General features: G+C 70.9%; 19 protein-coding genes and 3 tRNA genes. 10 read left to right on the forward strand and 12 right to left on the reverse strand.

Translation table 11 applies throughout. The features are described from left to right. Positions 1-64: 64 nt before the first annotated feature. Positions 65-331 carry a GlsB/YeaQ/YmgE family stress response membrane protein gene (locus FHS34_RS13295; protein WP_184964666.1) on the forward strand — a complete coding sequence of 89 codons (267 nt, stop codon included), beginning with the start codon at positions 65-67 and terminating at the stop codon, positions 329-331. 109 nt (positions 332-440) lie between these two features. Here FHS34_RS13295 and FHS34_RS13300 read toward each other — a convergent pair whose 3' ends face one another. Further along, complete coding sequence (locus tag FHS34_RS13300) at positions 441-929, reverse strand: YajQ family cyclic di-GMP-binding protein (protein WP_184964668.1); 489 nt, start codon at positions 927-929, stop codon at positions 441-443. Between the two features lie 226 nt (positions 930-1,155). Between FHS34_RS13300 and FHS34_RS13305 the strand changes: the two genes are divergently transcribed. Beyond that, positions 1,156-1,237, forward strand: a tRNA-Tyr gene (locus tag FHS34_RS13305). Between the two features lie 472 nt (positions 1,238-1,709). On the opposite strand, the gene FHS34_RS13310 is transcribed toward FHS34_RS13305, so the two are convergent. Further along, entirely contained in the window at positions 1,710-2,939 is a 1,230-nt protein-coding gene (locus tag FHS34_RS13310; protein ID WP_184964670.1) for a hypothetical protein, read from the reverse strand. A 372-nt stretch (positions 2,940-3,311) separates the two neighbouring features. On the opposite strand from FHS34_RS13310, the gene FHS34_RS13315 reads away from it, so the two are divergent. Then, a complete protein-coding gene (locus tag FHS34_RS13315; RefSeq protein WP_184964672.1) occupies positions 3,312-4,568 on the forward strand; it encodes a glycoside hydrolase family 3 N-terminal domain-containing protein in 1,257 nt (418 codons plus the stop codon). Positions 4,569-4,684: 116 nt separating this feature from the next. Here FHS34_RS13315 and FHS34_RS13320 read toward each other — a convergent pair whose 3' ends face one another. From FHS34_RS13320 to FHS34_RS43785, 8 genes are all read right to left on the reverse strand, one after another. After that, positions 4,685-5,221, reverse strand: a complete 537-nt coding sequence (locus tag FHS34_RS13320; RefSeq protein ID WP_184964674.1) for a hypothetical protein — start codon at positions 5,219-5,221, stop codon at positions 4,685-4,687. A gap of 168 nt (positions 5,222-5,389) precedes the next feature. Next, on the reverse strand, positions 5,390-6,160 hold the full coding sequence (locus FHS34_RS13325) for a hypothetical protein (protein ID WP_184964675.1): 771 nt from the start codon (positions 6,158-6,160) through the stop codon (positions 5,390-5,392). Then, positions 6,157-6,714: a SigE family RNA polymerase sigma factor gene (locus FHS34_RS13330; RefSeq protein WP_184964677.1), complete on the reverse strand. Its 558-nt coding sequence runs from the start codon at positions 6,712-6,714 to the stop codon at positions 6,157-6,159. The genes FHS34_RS13325 and FHS34_RS13330 overlap by 4 nt, the downstream gene beginning before the upstream one ends. Positions 6,715-6,744: 30 nt before the next feature. Continuing rightward, positions 6,745-7,422, reverse strand: a complete 678-nt coding sequence (locus FHS34_RS13335; RefSeq protein ID WP_184964679.1) for a hypothetical protein — start codon at positions 7,420-7,422, stop codon at positions 6,745-6,747. 397 nt (positions 7,423-7,819) lie between these two features. After that, positions 7,820-8,041, reverse strand: coding sequence for a hypothetical protein (locus tag FHS34_RS13340; RefSeq protein ID WP_184964681.1), 222 nt, complete (start codon positions 8,039-8,041; stop codon positions 7,820-7,822). 645 nt (positions 8,042-8,686) lie between these two features. After that, a complete protein-coding gene (locus FHS34_RS13345; RefSeq protein WP_184964683.1) occupies positions 8,687-9,682 on the reverse strand; it encodes a DUF2637 domain-containing protein in 996 nt (331 codons plus the stop codon). 12 nt (positions 9,683-9,694) lie between these two features. After that, positions 9,695-9,979: a hypothetical protein gene (locus FHS34_RS13350; protein WP_225817596.1), complete on the reverse strand. Its 285-nt coding sequence runs from the start codon at positions 9,977-9,979 to the stop codon at positions 9,695-9,697. A gap of 150 nt (positions 9,980-10,129) precedes the next feature. Then, on the reverse strand, positions 10,130-11,179 hold the full coding sequence (locus FHS34_RS43785; protein ID WP_308288312.1) for a SpoIIE family protein phosphatase: 1,050 nt from the start codon (positions 11,177-11,179) through the stop codon (positions 10,130-10,132). Positions 11,180-11,208: 29 nt separating this feature from the next. On the opposite strand from FHS34_RS43785, the gene FHS34_RS43790 reads away from it, so the two are divergent. The 4 genes from FHS34_RS43790 to FHS34_RS13370 all read left to right on the forward strand — a co-directional run bounded on the left by FHS34_RS43790 (position 11,209) and on the right by FHS34_RS13370 (position 13,152). Then, positions 11,209-11,784, forward strand: a complete 576-nt coding sequence (locus tag FHS34_RS43790; RefSeq protein ID WP_308288311.1) for a hypothetical protein — start codon at positions 11,209-11,211, stop codon at positions 11,782-11,784. A gap of 461 nt (positions 11,785-12,245) precedes the next feature. Then, positions 12,246-12,599 (forward strand): DUF6233 domain-containing protein, encoded by a 354-nt coding sequence (locus FHS34_RS13360; RefSeq protein WP_184964687.1) that lies wholly within the window; start codon positions 12,246-12,248, stop codon positions 12,597-12,599. 44 nt (positions 12,600-12,643) lie between these two features. Then, positions 12,644-12,868 (forward strand): hypothetical protein, encoded by a 225-nt coding sequence (locus FHS34_RS13365; RefSeq protein ID WP_030641125.1) that lies wholly within the window; start codon positions 12,644-12,646, stop codon positions 12,866-12,868. 71 nt (positions 12,869-12,939) lie between these two features. Beyond that, positions 12,940-13,152, forward strand: a complete 213-nt coding sequence (locus FHS34_RS13370; protein WP_184964689.1) for a hypothetical protein — start codon at positions 12,940-12,942, stop codon at positions 13,150-13,152. Positions 13,153-13,320: 168 nt separating this feature from the next. On the opposite strand, the gene FHS34_RS13375 is transcribed toward FHS34_RS13370, so the two are convergent. Both FHS34_RS13375 and FHS34_RS13380 read right to left on the reverse strand, forming a co-directional pair. After that, positions 13,321-13,977 carry an SDR family oxidoreductase gene (locus tag FHS34_RS13375; RefSeq protein ID WP_184964691.1) on the reverse strand — a complete coding sequence of 219 codons (657 nt, stop codon included), beginning with the start codon at positions 13,975-13,977 and terminating at the stop codon, positions 13,321-13,323. A gap of 101 nt (positions 13,978-14,078) precedes the next feature. Beyond that, positions 14,079-15,353: an amidohydrolase family protein gene (locus FHS34_RS13380; protein WP_184964693.1), complete on the reverse strand. Its 1,275-nt coding sequence runs from the start codon at positions 15,351-15,353 to the stop codon at positions 14,079-14,081. A gap of 468 nt (positions 15,354-15,821) precedes the next feature. Here FHS34_RS13380 and FHS34_RS13385 point away from each other — a divergent pair. From FHS34_RS13385 to rpmG, 3 genes are all read left to right on the forward strand, one after another. Continuing rightward, positions 15,822-15,894, forward strand: a tRNA-Thr gene (locus tag FHS34_RS13385). A gap of 46 nt (positions 15,895-15,940) precedes the next feature. Then, positions 15,941-16,013: transfer RNA gene (locus tag FHS34_RS13390), tRNA-Met, on the forward strand. 90 nt (positions 16,014-16,103) lie between these two features. Continuing rightward, the gene (gene rpmG, locus FHS34_RS13395; protein ID WP_003948671.1) at positions 16,104-16,268 is read left to right on the forward strand and encodes a 50S ribosomal protein L33; all 165 of its coding nucleotides are present in this window, start codon (positions 16,104-16,106) and stop codon (positions 16,266-16,268) included. Positions 16,269-16,274 lie beyond the last annotated feature (6 nt).

Genomic DNA, 16,274 nt, shown 5'->3' on the forward strand with positions numbered 1-16,274 from the left:
GGTCCTCACCGGAAATGCAGGGCCCGGACAGTGCGGACACAGCGCGGAAGGGCAGGTTCACGGCATGGGCATCATCAGTTGGATCATCCTGGGGCTGCTGGCCGGAGCCATCGCCAAGGTCCTGTTGCCGGGACGCGACCCCGGCGGCTTCATCGGCACGACCCTCATCGGCATCGCGGGCGCGTTCATCGGGGGCTGGGTCTCGGCCCGCTGGCTGGACCACCCGGTCACCAAGCACTTCTACGACGGTGCGACCTGGGCCGCGGCCATCGGCGGCTCCCTGGTGCTGCTGATCGTCTACCGCATCCTGTTCGGCAACTCGCGCGACTGACGCGGCACGTCGGCGGGCACACCGGCTCCGCGCCACGGGCACGCCGGCGCAGCAGGAAAGGGTGGGCGCCCCGTGGCGCCCACCCTTCGTCTTCTTCGGCTTCCTCGTCCTACCGGTAGTTCACGAACTGCAGCGCGAAGTCGAAGTCCTTGCCCTTCAGAAGGGCGATCACGGTCTGCAGGTCGTCGCGGCTCTTGGAGCTGACGCGCAGCTCGTCCCCCTGCACCTGGGCCTTCACGCCCTTCGGGCCCTCGTCACGAATGATCTTCGCCACCTTCTTGGCGTTGTCCTGGGAGATGCCCTCCTCGATCGTGGCGAAGATCTTGTACTCCTTGCCGGAGAGCTGCGGCTCACCCGCGTCCAGCGCCTTCAGCGAGATGCCGCGCTTGATCAGCTTGGACTGGAAGACGTCGAGGACCGCCGTCACCCGGTCCTCGGAGTTCGCCTCCATGAGGATCTTGTCGCCGGACCAGGAGATCGAGGCCCCCACGCCCTTGAAGTCGTAGCGCTGCGAGATCTCCTTGGCGGCCTGGTTGAGGGCGTTGTCGACCTCCTGCCGCTCGACCTTCGAGACGATGTCGAAACTGGAGTCGGCCATGTCCTGTGGCTCCTTGTATCGGGGGCGTATCGGGTGCGTGCCGGCGTGCGCGGGGGCGACCGCCGGGCCCGGTGGCATACCGGGCCGCATCCGCACCAGCCTAGCCACCTCGCGACCGGTGGGGTGGAGATCAATCGGGTGGCGGAGCACCCCGGTGCATCGGGTATTGTTTACGTCGTTGCCGGGGAACACCGCCGAAAGCGGGGTTCTGGTGGCATCAACACCCGGCGGTGTGCCCGAGCGGCCAAAGGGAGCAGACTGTAAATCTGCCGGCTCAGCCTTCCCAGGTTCGAATCCTGGCGCCGCCACGCTGAGTAAGACCCTCTCCGAACTGCGGATACGCAGAGCGGAGGGGGTCTTTGCGTTGGTCGACAGCGATGTTCGAGCAGATCCGAAAATCACCGACTTGTCTCACCTGGTCCCGCCGGGATCCCGGTGCTGATCAGCGCGTGTCCCCCAGGCGTCCCCCGGCCGCCCACACACGCTGCAGGCAGAGTGAGTCAGAACCGCTTCGCGCGGTGCCTGCTCTGCGTCAACACCTTGGCGCACGCCCGGAAGAGCACCGCGATGCTGTGGCCGGCTCCTCGGGCGCGCTCCTTCGTCGCCAAGATCCTTGGGACAGTCGCCCAGGACGGTGTGCCGGGGGCTCACCCTGTCCCCCATCGCCAGGGCTGAGGAGTTGGTCTCGGAGCCGGTGGGGTCCTGACTGGCGGTCGGGCTCTGCGAGGAGGCTGATGTCCAGATGTCGGCGGATGTCACTCCGCATCTCTGGGGTTGGCGTCATGTGCCTGATGTGATGCTGCCGGGGGTGATCCCGTTGCGATCGAGCCACGGCCTGATGACGCTGTCGGACGCCACTTTGTTCTCCATTTGCATCGAGGCCACTCGGAGGTCGTCGAGCACCGTGTTGCGCACGGCATCCGCGGACGGGCCTTCGTGCGCGGGATCCTGCATGATGCGGCATTTGGCGCGATTGAACTCGTAGATGGGCCAAGTCTCGGGAGATGAAGTGTTCCTGATGTCGATCGCGGCGGTCAGGGCGGCGGTCAGGTACTCTTCCGCCTTGCCCCAGTCGGGTTGAGTGCTGTCTTTGAAGATGTAGCCGAGTTCCGCCCGGGGTCGGTGATAGTTTGCCTCTGGGTCGGCTTCGATAAGCGCCTGGAAAACCATTGCGGCGCGTGCCATCTTCTCCTTGGCTCCGGGTAGGTTGTTGGCGCTTCGGAAGCTGCTGGCTGTGTTGAATATCTGAGCCCGTGTTCGTTCGCCGGCCTTCTTCATGGCCTCCGTCAGCTCGGCCTGTGTCACGGCGGGGCTGCCGGCGCCCGGCTTCAGGGCTCGATCCGTCAGCACGAATGCCCCGGCGTCCGCTCGTGACCTCTGCTCTTCCTGCTCCTGCGCCTCCCGTGAGGCTTTGAGGCTGATGCGCCTGACTGCCTCCTCGTCGAGCAGCCGGGCGAAGAACTTGCGGACCAGCGTCCTGGAGGCGAGGTAGGTGACCAGAAAGCCCCATACGAGAAACAGTGTGATCAGTGAGAAGCCAACCACTCTGGCGCGTGCGGTTTCGCTGTCCTTCAAGCCCGACCCCACGACGCGAGCAAGACGGTGCGCGCTCACCCCTATGGTTCCTATCTGCACCAGGCCCACGCCGACCAGTATCTTGGTCACCCAGTCGGAAACCTGTTCCAGGTTGGTGTTGGAGACGATGGGGCTGGCGTCGGAATGGTTGGGCTCCGAGCGTTGTGCTATCTCTCTCGGGATGCCGAACAGAAAGCCGAGGAAGGCGCCGACGCTCGCCGACGCTGCGGAGACGAACGTGCCGACGGCGAACGTGCTGAGGCCGGCAGTGGATACGGAGTATGCGGCCAGGGCTATCAATGCGACGAGTGGCGCCCAGATGACTATGTGAAAAAAAGTGAAGTCTGCGTCCCCGTCTTCCTTGGGTTCGCGTTTCTCGTCTTCCCTGGGCGAGCGTTGAACGGCGATACCGTTGAATCGGTACTTAGGGGTCATCGGTGACTCCGCGACTGGGGAGGATGCCCTTGTGTCAACCGTTGACTCACTCTGCCGGGGCTGCAATCCGGGCGAGACGATCGGGTGAGGCGTCTCGCCGAGCAGGTCGCAGGGGGAGGCGCCCCGAGTCCGTGGGGGCGTCGTGGTCAGCCGGTGGGTGTAGCCCGTGATCCCTCTCCTCGCTGAGCTGAACCGCTCACGTCGGCCGACTTTCCGGTGGACCGTGAAACGCGGGATTCTGGTAGGGCGCCGACCGCGGAGCCTCGAACAAACACGGGCTCAAGCGCATCTCACGCTTCGTGGAGCCCACCTCGGCTCCTACGGCCCTCAGCGCGACGGGCACCGTCGCGACTCACCGAAGGAGGCCAGGCGATGAAACTCCCGTCGTACCGTGACCGCAGAAGCACGACAGCACCACCGCGGCTCCCGGACCGGGCCAGGAACGCGAGAAGACTGGGCGCCACCGCCGTGGCGGCGACGCTTGTGACCGGCTGGGGTGTGGGCACCCTCACGGCGTCCCCGTCCATCGACAGCACCGGCGTGCCCTCCTCCGGGCGCTCCGGCTCCCCGACGTCCCTCGTTCCGGACCGCGCCGCAGCCGCCTGCACCAACAGCACGAAGCTGGCCGGGTGGTCCAACCGCCGGCTGGCCATGCTGACCATCGCCGTCCCCGTGTCGGAGACCTCCGTGTCCGACGCCACTGCCGAGGTGAGCGCCGGCGCGGGCGGGGTGATCCTGTTCGGCAGCAAGGCACCGTCCGACCTCGGCTCCCGGCTGACCACCCTGAAGTCCCACGTACCCGGACACCTGGGCCTGCTGGTGATGACCGACGAGGAGGGCGGCGGCATCCAGCGCATGGCGAACCTCGCCGGGTCCCTGCCCTGGCCCGCCTACATGGGAGCGCACTGGACCCCGGCCCAGATCCAGCAGAACGTCACGAAGGTCGCCGCCAAGATGGCGGCCGCCCAGGTGAACATGGACCTCGCGCCGGTGGTCGACGTCGACGGCAGGAACGTGGCCCCCGGCAGGACCAACCCCGACGGATGGCGGTCCTTCAGCGGAAGCACCTCGGTGGTCTCCAAGGACGGTGTCGCGTACATGAACGGGCTGCGCGCCGGGAACGTGATACCGGTCGTCAAGCACTTCCCGGGCCTCGGCGGCTCCAGCTACAACTCCGACTTCGGTCCCGCCCGCACCCTGCCCTGGTCCACCCTGCAGAAGGTGGCCATCCCGCCGTTCACGGCGGCCATCAAGGCAGGCGCCCCGGCCATCATGGTCTCCAACAACATCGTTCCGGGCCTGGGCAGCAATCCGGCGAGCCTGTCACCGACCGACATCAACACCGTGCTGCGCGGACGGCTGGGCTTCAAGGGGCTGGTGATCACCGACTCCCTCAGCGCCAAGGCGATCTCCGCAGCCGGCTTCAGCGTCCCCGCCGCCTCCGTCCAGGCCCTGCGCTCAGGCGCCGACATGGTCCTGTTCGACCTGGGGAGCAATGTCGCCTCGCAGACGTCCGCGATCGCCACGGCGATCACCGACGCGGTGGCCGGCGGACACCTCGCCCGCAGCCGGCTGATCGACGCGGCGGGGCACGTCCTGGCCGTCCGGCACGTGAATCTCTGCTCCTGAGCGCGAGTGGATGCGGCCCCCGGCCAGTGGGGCCGACCACGCTTCGCCCTGCCCCCGCATGTGCTGCGGCGGGGTCCCGCCGGCCTGCTCGTCGGCGCCGCCGCGACCGCCGGCTGTCAGGGGCTGACCGGTCCGGCCGCTTCCAGGGCCTCCGCCGTCGCCTGCCGCAGCGCACGTTGCGTGATCCAGCTGTTCTTCCCGCCGGCCAGGTGTGCCACGGCCCGGCCCACCCACTCCGGGGAGCCGAGGAGATGCGGCCGTCCCTCGTCGATGAGCTGCCGCAGCAGATACTCCAGCCGGAGGGCGTCCACCGCACGGTACGGGCGCGCGTGCCGGTCGAAGCGCAGCCGGCAGTCCTCGTACGGCCGGCGCAGCGTCATGTGCATCCAGCCGCCCTCGCGCCCGGCGACCGTCCCCTTCAGCGTGTACATGCCCCTGGAGTCCGTGTTCCCGGAGGTCTTGCCCCAGGTGAGCCAGATGCCGGACATGATCCCGGACCACGGGATCAGCCGTCCCTCGGAGTCCGGCTCGCGCTGGTGGAGCCCGTCGGGGCGGAACTCCACCCAGTGGGTGTCCGGGCGTGTGGCGTCCCCGATTCCCCAACGGCCGCGCGTCAGTTCCAACGGTCCCAGGGATGCGCCATCCTCCACCATGCGGTCATTGAAGCACGCGTTCTACGAACTGTTGCGCTATCTGTCGGTACCTCCCGTTCGTGTCGCGCACGCAACTCGGTGCCGAGCGGCTCCACTTCGGCGGGCCGGCCGAAGCCGGCCGCCTTCATGCGGCCCCTTGGGGAGTGCGCGCGGCCAACGTGTCTCCGCTCATCGCCAGTTGGTGTCGTGGCCGAGCCGGTGGTGGTGGGTGTCGTACTGGTCGACCGCGGTGATGGTCTGTCCGTCGGGGACGGCTGTGGCCCAGGCGCGGTAGCCGGTGCCGGGGACGGTGGCGGTGGTGGCCTTCATCCTGGTGCCGTCGGAGAGGGATACGACGCCGTAGGCGACGTCGGCCTCGGGGGTGGACACCATCAGCCGGCTGCCGCTGAGGCCCTTGTCGTGCAGGCCCCAGAGCCCCGTTCCGCCGACGGCCTGGGGATCTCGCGTGCCGGTGACGGGCTGGCAGTCGGCCCAGGGTCCGCCCTGGTGGTCGATGCGTACGCCGCCGATGTACATCCGCTGGCACAGCAGCGAGGTGCCGAATGCGGTGGTTCCGTCGGGGAGCGTGGGCGGGGTGTAGCCCTCGGGCAGCGTGCGGTGGAACTCCAGCGCCACCGACCAACGGTGTCGGCCTGTCGTCCCCTCGGCCACCCGGACGCCGACCGTGTCGGGAGTCGGCGTGAGGGGGGAGCTCGCCGCGGGCGAGGGCCGGCGCGCGGGGTCGACGGCACCAGGGGCCGGCTTGAGGAGCGGAACCGCCAGGCCGAGGCCGAGGACGCACGCGGCACTGGCCACGGCGGCCGCGACACGGCGGCGTTTCCTGCGGGCGCGCGCGGCGGTCAGGATCCGGCCGACGGGGGCCTGGGACGAGGGATAGGCGGCGCGTGACCGGGCGAAGGCGGCGCGTGCCCAGTCTTCATGGCCGTGGTCGGGGGTCATCGTGCCTCCGCAGGGCGGCTGGGCAGGCGGGTGCGGGCGAGCGTCGACCGGGTGCGCAGTTTGGCCAGGGCCCGGGACGCCTGGCTCTTCACGGTGCCGACCGAACAGCCGAGGACGTCCGCCACTTCCTCGACGGACAGATCCTCGCAGTAGCGCAGCACGACGACCGCCCGCTGTCGCTCGGGCAGGTCGGCGAGCTCGCGGGCCAGGGTGTCGTACACGTCCATGTGCCCGACACCGGCCCCGTCGTCGTGGACGGGGCCGGTGTCGGGCAGCGACGGGAGAAGGAGGTGGGTGATCCTGCGGCGGCGATGCCGACTGCGGTTGGTGTTGACCAGTGCGCGCCGAACGTAGTGTTCGGCGCGCTCCGGCTCCAGCCGCTGCCAGTGCGGGTACACCTTCGCCAGCGTCGTCTGCACCAGGTCTTCCGCTTCGTGGAAGTCACCGGTGAGGAGGTACGCGGTGTGGGTCAGGGCCCGCCAACGGGCGGTGACGAACCGGGTGAACTCCGATTCGGGTCCGCCGTCCGCGGCCCTGCGGTCAGGTGGCTGCACAGCAGGAGGTGCCCGTCCTTCTCTGGGTGGTCACTGCCAGTTGGTGTCGTGGCTGAGTCGGTTGTCGTGGGCGTCGTACTGGTCGACGGCGGTGATGGTGCGTCCGTCGGGGACGGGGGCGGCCCAGGCGCGGTAGCCGGTGCCGCGGACGGTGGCGGTGGTGGCCTTCATCCGGGTGCCGTCGGAGAGGGACACGACGCCGTAGGCGACGTCGGCCGCGGGGGTGGACACCATCAGCCGGCTGCCGCTGAGGCCCTTGTCGTGCAGGCCCCACAGGCCCATTCCCCCGGAGCCGTTGGGGTCGTGGGTGCCGGTGACGGGCTGGCAGTCGGCCCAGGGTCCGCCCTGGTGGTCGATGCGTACGCCGCCGATGTACATCCGCTGGCACAGCAGCGAGGTGCCGGGCGCGGTGGTCCCGTCGGGGTACGTGGGCGGGGTGTAGCCCTTGGGCAGCGTGCGGTGGAACTCCAGCGCCACCGACCAACGGTGCCCGTCCACCCGGCCCTTGCCGATCACCTGCGTGACCACCCGCGGCACCTGCCGGTGGGCGGGAGCGGACCGCTTGGCGACGGCGGCCACGGGTGCGGAGGCCGAGTGCGGGGCCGGGCCCGGCGCCGCCTCGCTCGCGGAGGCACCGAACGAGATCCCGCCGAGTGCGCCGATCGCGACGGCCGCTATGGCCGCCTTCCTTGCAGAACTGAGAGCCACGGAGCTTTTTCTCCTTCAAAGCCGCCGCCCGGCGCCACGCCGGGCGGTCGTCGACGGCCGGCACGCTGGGCCCGCGTGCCGGCCCGCCCCGGCCACCGGGAGCGGTGGCCGCGGCGGGGACGTCCGCTCGTAGGTACTCCCGAACACCCGCGGCGGGTTGCACGCCGGCGGAATTTCGGTTCGCGGCCTTCGCGTGGGGCAGCCGTGGCATGCGTGAGGGCATCCGTGGGGCGCCAGTCCGTGCGTCTGCCGGCCCAGCTCTCCCGGCTTCGGCTTCTGGCGCCGTCATACGCCCGAAAGGGCCCGTGACCAGCGAGAGTGCTGGAGACGGGCCCTTTCGTCGGTCGATGCGGCCGGGCGGTCGCCGCGGGCGGGGCAGGCGATCGCCCGCGCCGCATCAAGGCCGGGGAGTGTGCCGCGTGGTCGGTCCGGCAGGCTGGCAGCGGGGTGTGCAGACCCAGAGCCGGAAGAGCAGCCCGCGGTGTCGCAGCTCGCACAGCACCCGGCCGCTCGCTCCCAGCGGGCGGGCGCACATGGCACAGTCCAGCGCCATCTGCTGCCGGGGGCGGAGCCGGGCCACGTCGGGGAGATGCGGATGCGCGATGGCAGGGCTGTTCATCGGGCGCCTCTTACGGGGAGTTCGGCCAAGGCCCCGCTACCGGGCGGGCGTCCCCCCGGACTGTGCGGGAGCAGCGGTCCGCGGTGCGACCTGCCGTCGTCCGACTGACCGGGATCGGGAGGTAAGGACCGGCCGCGGGTGCGGTGGCCGACGGGGTGTGCCCGAACTGGCGCCCTAACTGGTCTGCACGCATGCGTCATTGATGTCGACCTTCAACTGTTCTGGACCGTGATCGGCTTCGTGATCCGGCTCGTGATCCGGGTTCGCGAGTCGTCGTCGTGGCGTCGGCTCCGTGTATCGGCGTCGTACGTCGGCTTCGCGGTCGACGCCGGCCGCGCCGGTGTGTTCTCGGCGTGGCCGGCGGAGACGCGGCCGGAGTACGTACGGGCTCACCCGTCGGTCATGGCTGCCGGGGTCCGGTGGACGCCGTCCCGGAGGCCAGGAGCGCCCTGGCCGGCACATCCGGCTGAGCGGCGGGCCCCGGAAGCCTCGCCGCCGGTCCACAAGCCCATCCCGGCCCCGGAGGAAGTCCTTCATGGGCCCCGGGGCCTTAACGCGAGCCCCGGGCGCTTTTACGCGGGCCCCGGCAGCCTGCACGGAGCGTTGCCGGCGGACCCGAAGCGGCACGGGGCGCCGGCCCGCCGCTCACGGGTCGCCCGACCGCCGCCGCCACACCGTCCCGCCGTTGACCGCGGGCCGATTCCAGCTGTCGTTCTCGGGCTGCTGTGTCAGCGGCGCGCCGACGGGAGAACGGGCGGAAAAACGTTCGTGGTGCTTTTGCGGGCGGTCACCGCCGGCCGACGGCACACCGGCCTGCGGCGGCTGTTCGGTCACCGCTTCCTCGGTGAGTGCCTCGGGCGGTTGCACCCTGTGTCGCGGAAGGCTCCGCCGGGGCGGCCTGGTAAGCGTGATCTGACGTACCACCTGCTGAAAACAGGCCAGAGAAGCGAAAGTCGGCAGGGCGGCAGTCGCGACGCTGACGATGTCCCTCGGTGCCTGCGCGGCGCACAGCGTCATGGCGATCGCGGAAAAGACCAGAAGCACGGACCAGGAATGGAAAGCCCGGCGCTGATACAGCGCCGCCCGGAGAATGGAAAGCGACGCGACCAGCCAGGGGCCGAAAACGAGAAGGGGCCACCAGGAGACCACACTGCTCTGCGTGCGGGACGCCGCCACGAATCGCAGCGGGTCATAGGCGATCAGGCCGCCGAAGGTGCTCACGGCGGACGCGATGGCCGTCGCCAGCGCGACGATGACGTAACCGGCGATCCGGATATTGCTCGGACGCTGCCGTGCCCTGACCTTGCGATGTCCTCGCGGTGGAGCCTTCACCGGCGGCAGCTCGGCCGTGAGCTCCACCAGGGCCTCGCGCGGGGTCTTCGCGGCCGGACCGGCGAGATGGTCCTCGTGGCGCGCCGCCGGAATCCTCGGCTGCTGCTCGATGGAGTCGCGCAGCATGAAAGCCAGTTCCTCAGCGGGGTCCCAGCTAGAGTCCGGAGCGACCAGGGGCGGGCAGAACTCGTCGGCGGGCGCGCGGTGCCGTCCCCCACCCCCCTGGTACTCCTGGTACTCCTGGTATTCCTGGTATACGTCTGGATAGTCGACGGGAAACTCGGGGTGATACCCGAACTCAGGAGTCATGAGCCGGTTTGATCATTCCGCCGAGAGGGCGCCGAACGAGACCCCCGAACTGACCCAGCCTCTCGAGAGGCTTTCCTCCAGGAATGTGATCGCGTCCATGAATTGCTGGAGGATGTCCTCGGTCACCTCGAGTGTGACGGGAAGCCCACCCTTCAGCAGGACTCCCTTGGCGGTATCCATGCCGGTCGATGCAGGCAGGTAGGTGTAGGAACCCAGCCGCACGGGGGGCCGCCCAGCAGTCGAGCGGGATGAGCTTGGAGCCGATTCCAGTGCCCGTCCCGTCATTACCTTCGTCATGTTGTAACTAACGCCGCCATCCGGTGGTGGGTGCGCCGCGAACGGGTGAAGGATTACTAAGAATATCCAGCTCAATTATGTGGGCCTGTCAGCAGCCTGTATGAGGAGTGAAAAGCGGACGATGCGCGAGCCTGTAAAACTTCCTGTTGATCATCCGTTGATGCCGTTGTCGCGGACCCCGGCCCGGTCGGGACGAGCGGCCCGGGCGGGCGGGGTGGGGCGCGGGGCGAGCAGGGCGATGTCGTCGGTGGTGTCGGCGCCGAATTTGATGATCATTTCGTCGCAGAAGACATCGAGGGGCGCTCGGGCCTGATCGGTGGTGTGCCGCCGGAGCCGGACCATGGCGTCGTCGAGTGATTCGCCGCGGCGTTCGATGAGGCCGTCGGTGAAGAGCAGCAGGGTGGAGTGGGGTGGCAGCGGGTCGCGGGCGGAGAGGCGGGGTACACCGGGGTCCATGCCGATCAGCAGGCCCCGGCCCGCGTCCAGGTACCGGGTCTCGCCCTCCTGGGTGGTCATCAGGAGCGGCAGATGGCCGGCGGACGAGTGGTGCAGGACCTCGGCGCCGCCGTCGCACTTGACCAGGCCGTAGACGCAGGTGGCGGTGGACTGCGGGGACAGGGTGTGGCTCGCCACGTCCAGGCGGCGTTGCAGTCTCTCCTCCGGATCGAGGGTGCCGGTCAGCGCCCGGCCGGCGTCGGCGAACAGGGACAGCCACTCCGGCACCGCCCTGCTCGGGCCCACCGTCGTCTTCCTGGTGGTGGTCGGCAGGTGCACCGGGCCCGGCACCGGCCGCGTTGCGTGTCGGCCGTCCCGCGGAGTGTCCGGAGGGGCGGGGGGAGCCGTCGTCGTGGTGAGCTGGGCGACGAACACGGTGCGTCCGTCGACCGCTTCCTGGGTCTGGATGGACAGCCGGACGGGGATCACACGGCCGTCACGGTGCAGCGCGGGCACTGGTATCTGACGGCCCAGGATGCGGGACTCGCCGGTGAGCAGCAGCGAGCTGAAGGCCGCCGCGTGGCGCTTGCACAGGTGTTCGGGGATGACCGCGGTCAGCCGCTGCCCGACCAGATCGTGCGCCTGCCAGCCCAGCAGGCTCGCCGCCGGATCGTTCACCGCGATGATCCGGTTGCCGTCGTCGGCCGCCACGGTCGGCACGGTGGCCGCCTCCACCTCGCTCGCGTCCCAGGGCGCCAGATCCATCGGAGTGGCGCTCGGCGTGCCGGGGACCTGTGTCCACGCGGTGGGACGCTCCCGGCCAGCTGGCCGGTGATCTGGTCGAGCAGCCAGTGGCGGAAGGCCCGGATCTGGGGGAGGGCCGGCAGGACCAGCAGACTGCCCTGCTGCGCCGCCGCATCGGCCTCCTCCAGGACCCGGCGCAGGGCCAGGACGCGTGGACCGGGTCCGCCGCGAACGCCACTTGCAGGGAGAGCGTCGAGCTGTCGGGCGTCTCCTGCTCCACCGCCACCGTCATGGACGCGCAGATCATGTTGCCGACGTCCTGCGCGAGGGCGAGGTCCTCCGGCCGCACGCCGGTGCCGTGGTCGCTGGAGGCGGCGAGGAACAGCTCGCGCAGCAGCCCCTCCCACTGCTGTTGCGCCGTCCAGTACAGGGCGTACGGCACGTCGTTCAGCGTCACGCTCACGGTCCGGTCGGACGGTGCCACGGTCTCCCACGCGGACGCCGGCGGTGCCGGCGCCTCGGGCCACAGCTCGAACCACACCGTCTTGCGGTCCTCGCCGCTGTGGACGCCGTGGCCGGCGGCCGGCTCCTCGACCAGGGCCAGGCCCCTGCCGGTGCAGACGTAGGAGTGACGGTCGTGCGGCACCAGCCCGCTCTCCGGGCGCCGGTCGCTGACCCGCACACGGCCTGGCCCTCGACGACCCAGGCCACCACCTCGATCTCGGTACAGGCATGGATCACCGCGTTGGTGACCAGCTCGCCGGCCAGCAGCTCGGCGGTGTCCACCCTGTCCGGCGCGACGCCGTCCAGCGCCGACCGTACGAACCGCCACGACGCTCTCCGGCACCGGAGACAGGCGTCGCGACGGCGCTCCCGGCGGACAGGGGCTGCCCATACCGCCTGGGTGCCAAGAAACCGCCACGCGAAAAGGGCGGACGTCACCCGGTGGCCGAGCGGTCGACGCTCCTCGCCGATCCGGCCCGGGGACGGGCGCCGGCGTGCCCCGCCGGCCGCTCGGCCTGCCCTCCCACCGGTTCGGGGGATCCCGCTGGTCGCACCTCCCGTAGACTTCACTAGAATCGAACGTGTGAACGAGGACCGTCCGCTGACGCGTCTCGACATGCTGCGCTTCGCCCGCCGCGTCGTCGAACATCAGGCTGCCCGGCAGCTTGCGCTGATCGACCGGTGGATCGCCGACGAGGAGCGCCGCGAGGCGGAACGGCAGCGCCGCCTCGCCGTCCGGCAGGCCGCTCCCGAGTGGGCCGTCGAGCGCGGCCTGAACGGCCGGAGCGCGGTGTACGTCCATGTCGGCGACTGCACGGGCGCCGGCGGCCGGGCGAAGGGTGTCGGGCGGGAGCAGGCGGTACGGGCCCTCACCGACGGAGGTGTCCCCGCGTGCCCGCTGTGCCGGCCGGACACCGCGCTCGGAATTCTCGAATGACCGGCCCGGGTGCGCGCCCGGGCGGTCCGGAAGATGCTGGAGCCATGGCCGGGAAACGTCCCATCATCGTGCACCTGCCGTCCCCGACCGGCGGACGCCGGGTACGGGTGGACGGCGAGATTCTCGGCCTCGCGCACAATGTGCGGGACCTGGTGGAGTTCCTCCGCCGGGCGGGGCTGGAGATCGAACCGGAAGAGGTGGCCGACTCGCCGCTGATCGACTGGCGCGGGGTGGGCCCCGACCGGTGGGAGGCGGAGACCCGGACCTGACCACGCGCGCCGTCGCCGCACGGGGGTCGGCCGGTGGCGCACGGGCGTCCCGTTCCGGGCACACTGACGGCATGTCCTCCCGCCGCAGAACCTGTCCCGTGTGCCGTCGCGAGATCGCCGTCGTGGCGGGCCGCTTCGCGCGGCACGACCCGCCCGGAACGCGGGAGAGCGGAGACCTCGTCTCCTGCGCCGGCTCGCGGCGGCAGGCGCAACTCGGCGCAGCGCAGCCGTCCTTGGACGGCTACGTCCTGCCGGACTTCCCCGGCCAGCTGCCACTGTTCTGACGCCTGACGAGTCTGACGCCTGACGCCTGACGAGTCTGACGCCTGACGCCTGACGAGCCGGCAGCAGGCGCGGGAAGGCTCTGGCGGATCGTCAGCAGACCATCGGGCGGGGTGCATGGCCGGCGCGACGCACGGCGCGTACGAGCGGTCAACGGCCGGCGGCCCCTCTCAGTTCCCGGCCACCGACTTGACCGCGACCGACACCGGCGTCGAACCGCTGATCAGCTCCAGCGTGAGACCGGCCGTCGCCGGCGTGTCGACCAGCTCCGCGAGGACGGCCGCCACGTCGTCCCGCGGGATGTGACCACGCCCCGTGTGCGCTTCCATGCGCACCAGGCCGGTGCCCGCGTCGTCCGTCAGCGTGCCCGGACGCAGGATCGTCCAGTCCAGCGCCTCCTGCCGGCTGACGTAGGCGTCGGCCTCGCCCTTCGCGCGCAGGTACACGTCGAAGACGTCGTCCCCCCGGTGCCCGGGATCCGCGCCCATGGAGGAGACCACCAGGAAGCGGCGTACGCGCGCGCGTACGGCTGCGTCCGCGAACAGCACCGCCGCGTCCCTGTCCACCGTGTTCTTGCGGGCCGCGCCGCTGCCCGGGCCCGCGCCGGCCGCGAACACCGCCGCGTCCGCGCCCTGCAGGTGGGCCGCGACGCCTTCCACCGAGGCGGACTCCAGGTCGAGCAGGGTCGGTTCGGCGCCCGCCGCACGCAGGTCGTCGCCCTGTTCGGACTTGCGGATGATGCCCGCGACCTCGTCCCCGCGCGCGGAGAGCAGACGCTCCAGCCGCAGCGCGATCTGACCATGACCACCAGCGATGACAATGCGCATGATTCCGACCGTACGCCCGAAGGGCCGCATTCGCCGCACGGGTTGGCCGGGGCGGGCCGCGCAGGCCGGACGCACGGCACCCAGGCGCGCCCGGCGCACGCTCAGGACACTTCCCCGCGCCCCTGCCGCGGCAGCCCCAGTTCCGCTGCCGCCGCCGAGTTGCAGTACTCGCGCACCGCGCTGGTACGGGCCACCACCCGGCCGCGGTGCACCACGATGCGGCTGTAGGCCAGGGACAGTGCGCCGGCCAGATGGTCGCCGCGTACGGCGAGCAGCTCGGCGGGGAAGCCCGCCTCCACGCGCACCTCCGGCAGGCCCAGCACCGCGCGGGCCGAGCCGCACACGGCGCCGTAGGCGTCCTCCGGACGCAGGCCGTGCGCGGAGGCGAGGAGAAAGGCCGCCTCCAGGGGGTCGCCGCGCCCGACGGGGTTCGAGACGTCGCGCATGGCCCCGCTGCCGGCCGCCACCCGCACCCCGGCCGCGCGCAGCAGCCGTACCGGCGCGGCGCCCCGCCGGTCGGCGCCGCCGCAACCGCCCTGGGGCAGGCACACCACCGCCACGCCGGCCGCCGCGAGCTGGTCGGCGGCGCGGCGGGCGGCCTCGGTGGGCAGACGTGCGAGACCGGCGCACGGTCCGATCGTCACGCCGGGGCGCAGGCCCCCCGCCATGGCCGCGAGCCGGGACAGCCGGGCCGGGTCCGCGGCGTCCGTGTGCAGGTCCACCGGACAGCCGTGCTCGGAGGCCACCTCCAGGACCGCCTCCACATAGCCGGTGGGATCCGGGTCCAGATCCGGACAGCCGCCCACCACGGCGGCGCCCATCTTCACCGCGTCCCGCAGCATCGCGAGCCCGTCCGCCCCGGCCACCCCGGTCAGCAGCCGTGGCATGGCCACCGTCGTCAGCTCCGCCAGCCCGCGCAGCGACCGCCGAGCCTGCAGGACGGCGCCCAGCGCACCGAGCCCCTGGACGTCGCCCACGCGCACGTGCGCGCGTACGGCCGTCGCCCCGTGCCCGAGTTGCAGCAGAGCGGCCTCCGTCGCCCGGCGCTGGACGTCCTCGGGGGCGCACGACGCCGGGCCGGGACGCTCGGCGGACAGGGCGGTGTCGCCGTGGGCGTGCGGTTCGGCCGGGGCGGGCAGGAGCAGATAGCCGCTCAGGTCCACCCGTGTGGCTCCCTTGCGGAGCGGGCCCGGCGCGAGACTGCCCGTCGTGCCCACCGCCTCGATACGACCCCTGCCCAGGCGCACGTCCACGGTCCGGCCGTCGGTGAGCCGCGCCCCGCAGAGCAGGAGGGCGGCCGGGTCGGAAGGTCCCGAGGACCCCGACGAGTTCGAGGAGTTCGACGGCGGTTGCGGCTGCGGCTGGCTGTCGGGCATCGCGCTCCAGGGTCGGGGCCGGGGCTCGGGCGGACCGGCGTGAGGGATCGGGACGGTACGGCCCCAAGATCACGCAGAGTGAGTCGAGCCTAGGGTCGCGAACCGCGTGGGTCGCGGAGGAGCGCAATAGTCGTACCGGCGTGGTCCGCCCCAGGCGGTACGCGTGTCGTCCGCGCGCGTGACCGGCGCCGCAGCCGATGACGCCCACGCGCGTGTGCCGCCCCCTTCGCCTCCTCCGTACGGACCCGGTTCGTGTCCACGCACGCGTGCCGCCGCCGCGCGCACCGCGGCCTGGGCGGCCCGCCCACCCGGACCCCGGGGTCCCCGCACCTGTGGCGCGCCGGTGGTGGAGAGCCGTGCCGTACGGGGCTCCGGGGGCTGTCGAGGGGGCGGTGAGGTGGGCCGGGGCGGGGGGCTGGATACGGATTTGGGTGAACGGCGGCGGACCGTGTAATGTCTTCATCGCTCGCCCCAATAGCTCAGTCGGCAGAGCGTCTCCATGGTAAGGAGAAGGTCAACGGTTCGATTCCGTTTTGGGGCTCTGGTGTGAGAGGTTCCCGTCGCAAGGCGGGGGCTGATCTCATCAAAGCGGTGTAGCTCAGTCGGTAGAGCAAGCGGCTCATAATCGCTGTGTCACCGGTTCAAGTCCGGTCACCGCTACTGACAGTAGCCGATTGTGGGGTCGGTCCTTCGATCGGCTACTCTTTCTTGCGTTGAATTAGTCCATCCGTTCGTCTTAGGAGCACTCACGTGGCTGCCACCGACGTCCGCCCGAAGATCACGCTGGCCTGCGTGGAGTGCAAGGAGCGGAACTACATCACCAAGAAGAACCGGCGTAACAACCCGGATCGACTTGAGATGAAGAAGCACTGCCCGCGTTGCAACGCGCACACCGCGCACCGCGAAACGCGATAATCAGGC

Source organism: Streptomyces echinatus, from assembly GCF_014203595.1.
In the GTDB taxonomy this organism is placed as follows: domain Bacteria; phylum Actinomycetota; class Actinomycetes; order Streptomycetales; family Streptomycetaceae; genus Streptomyces; species Streptomyces echinatus.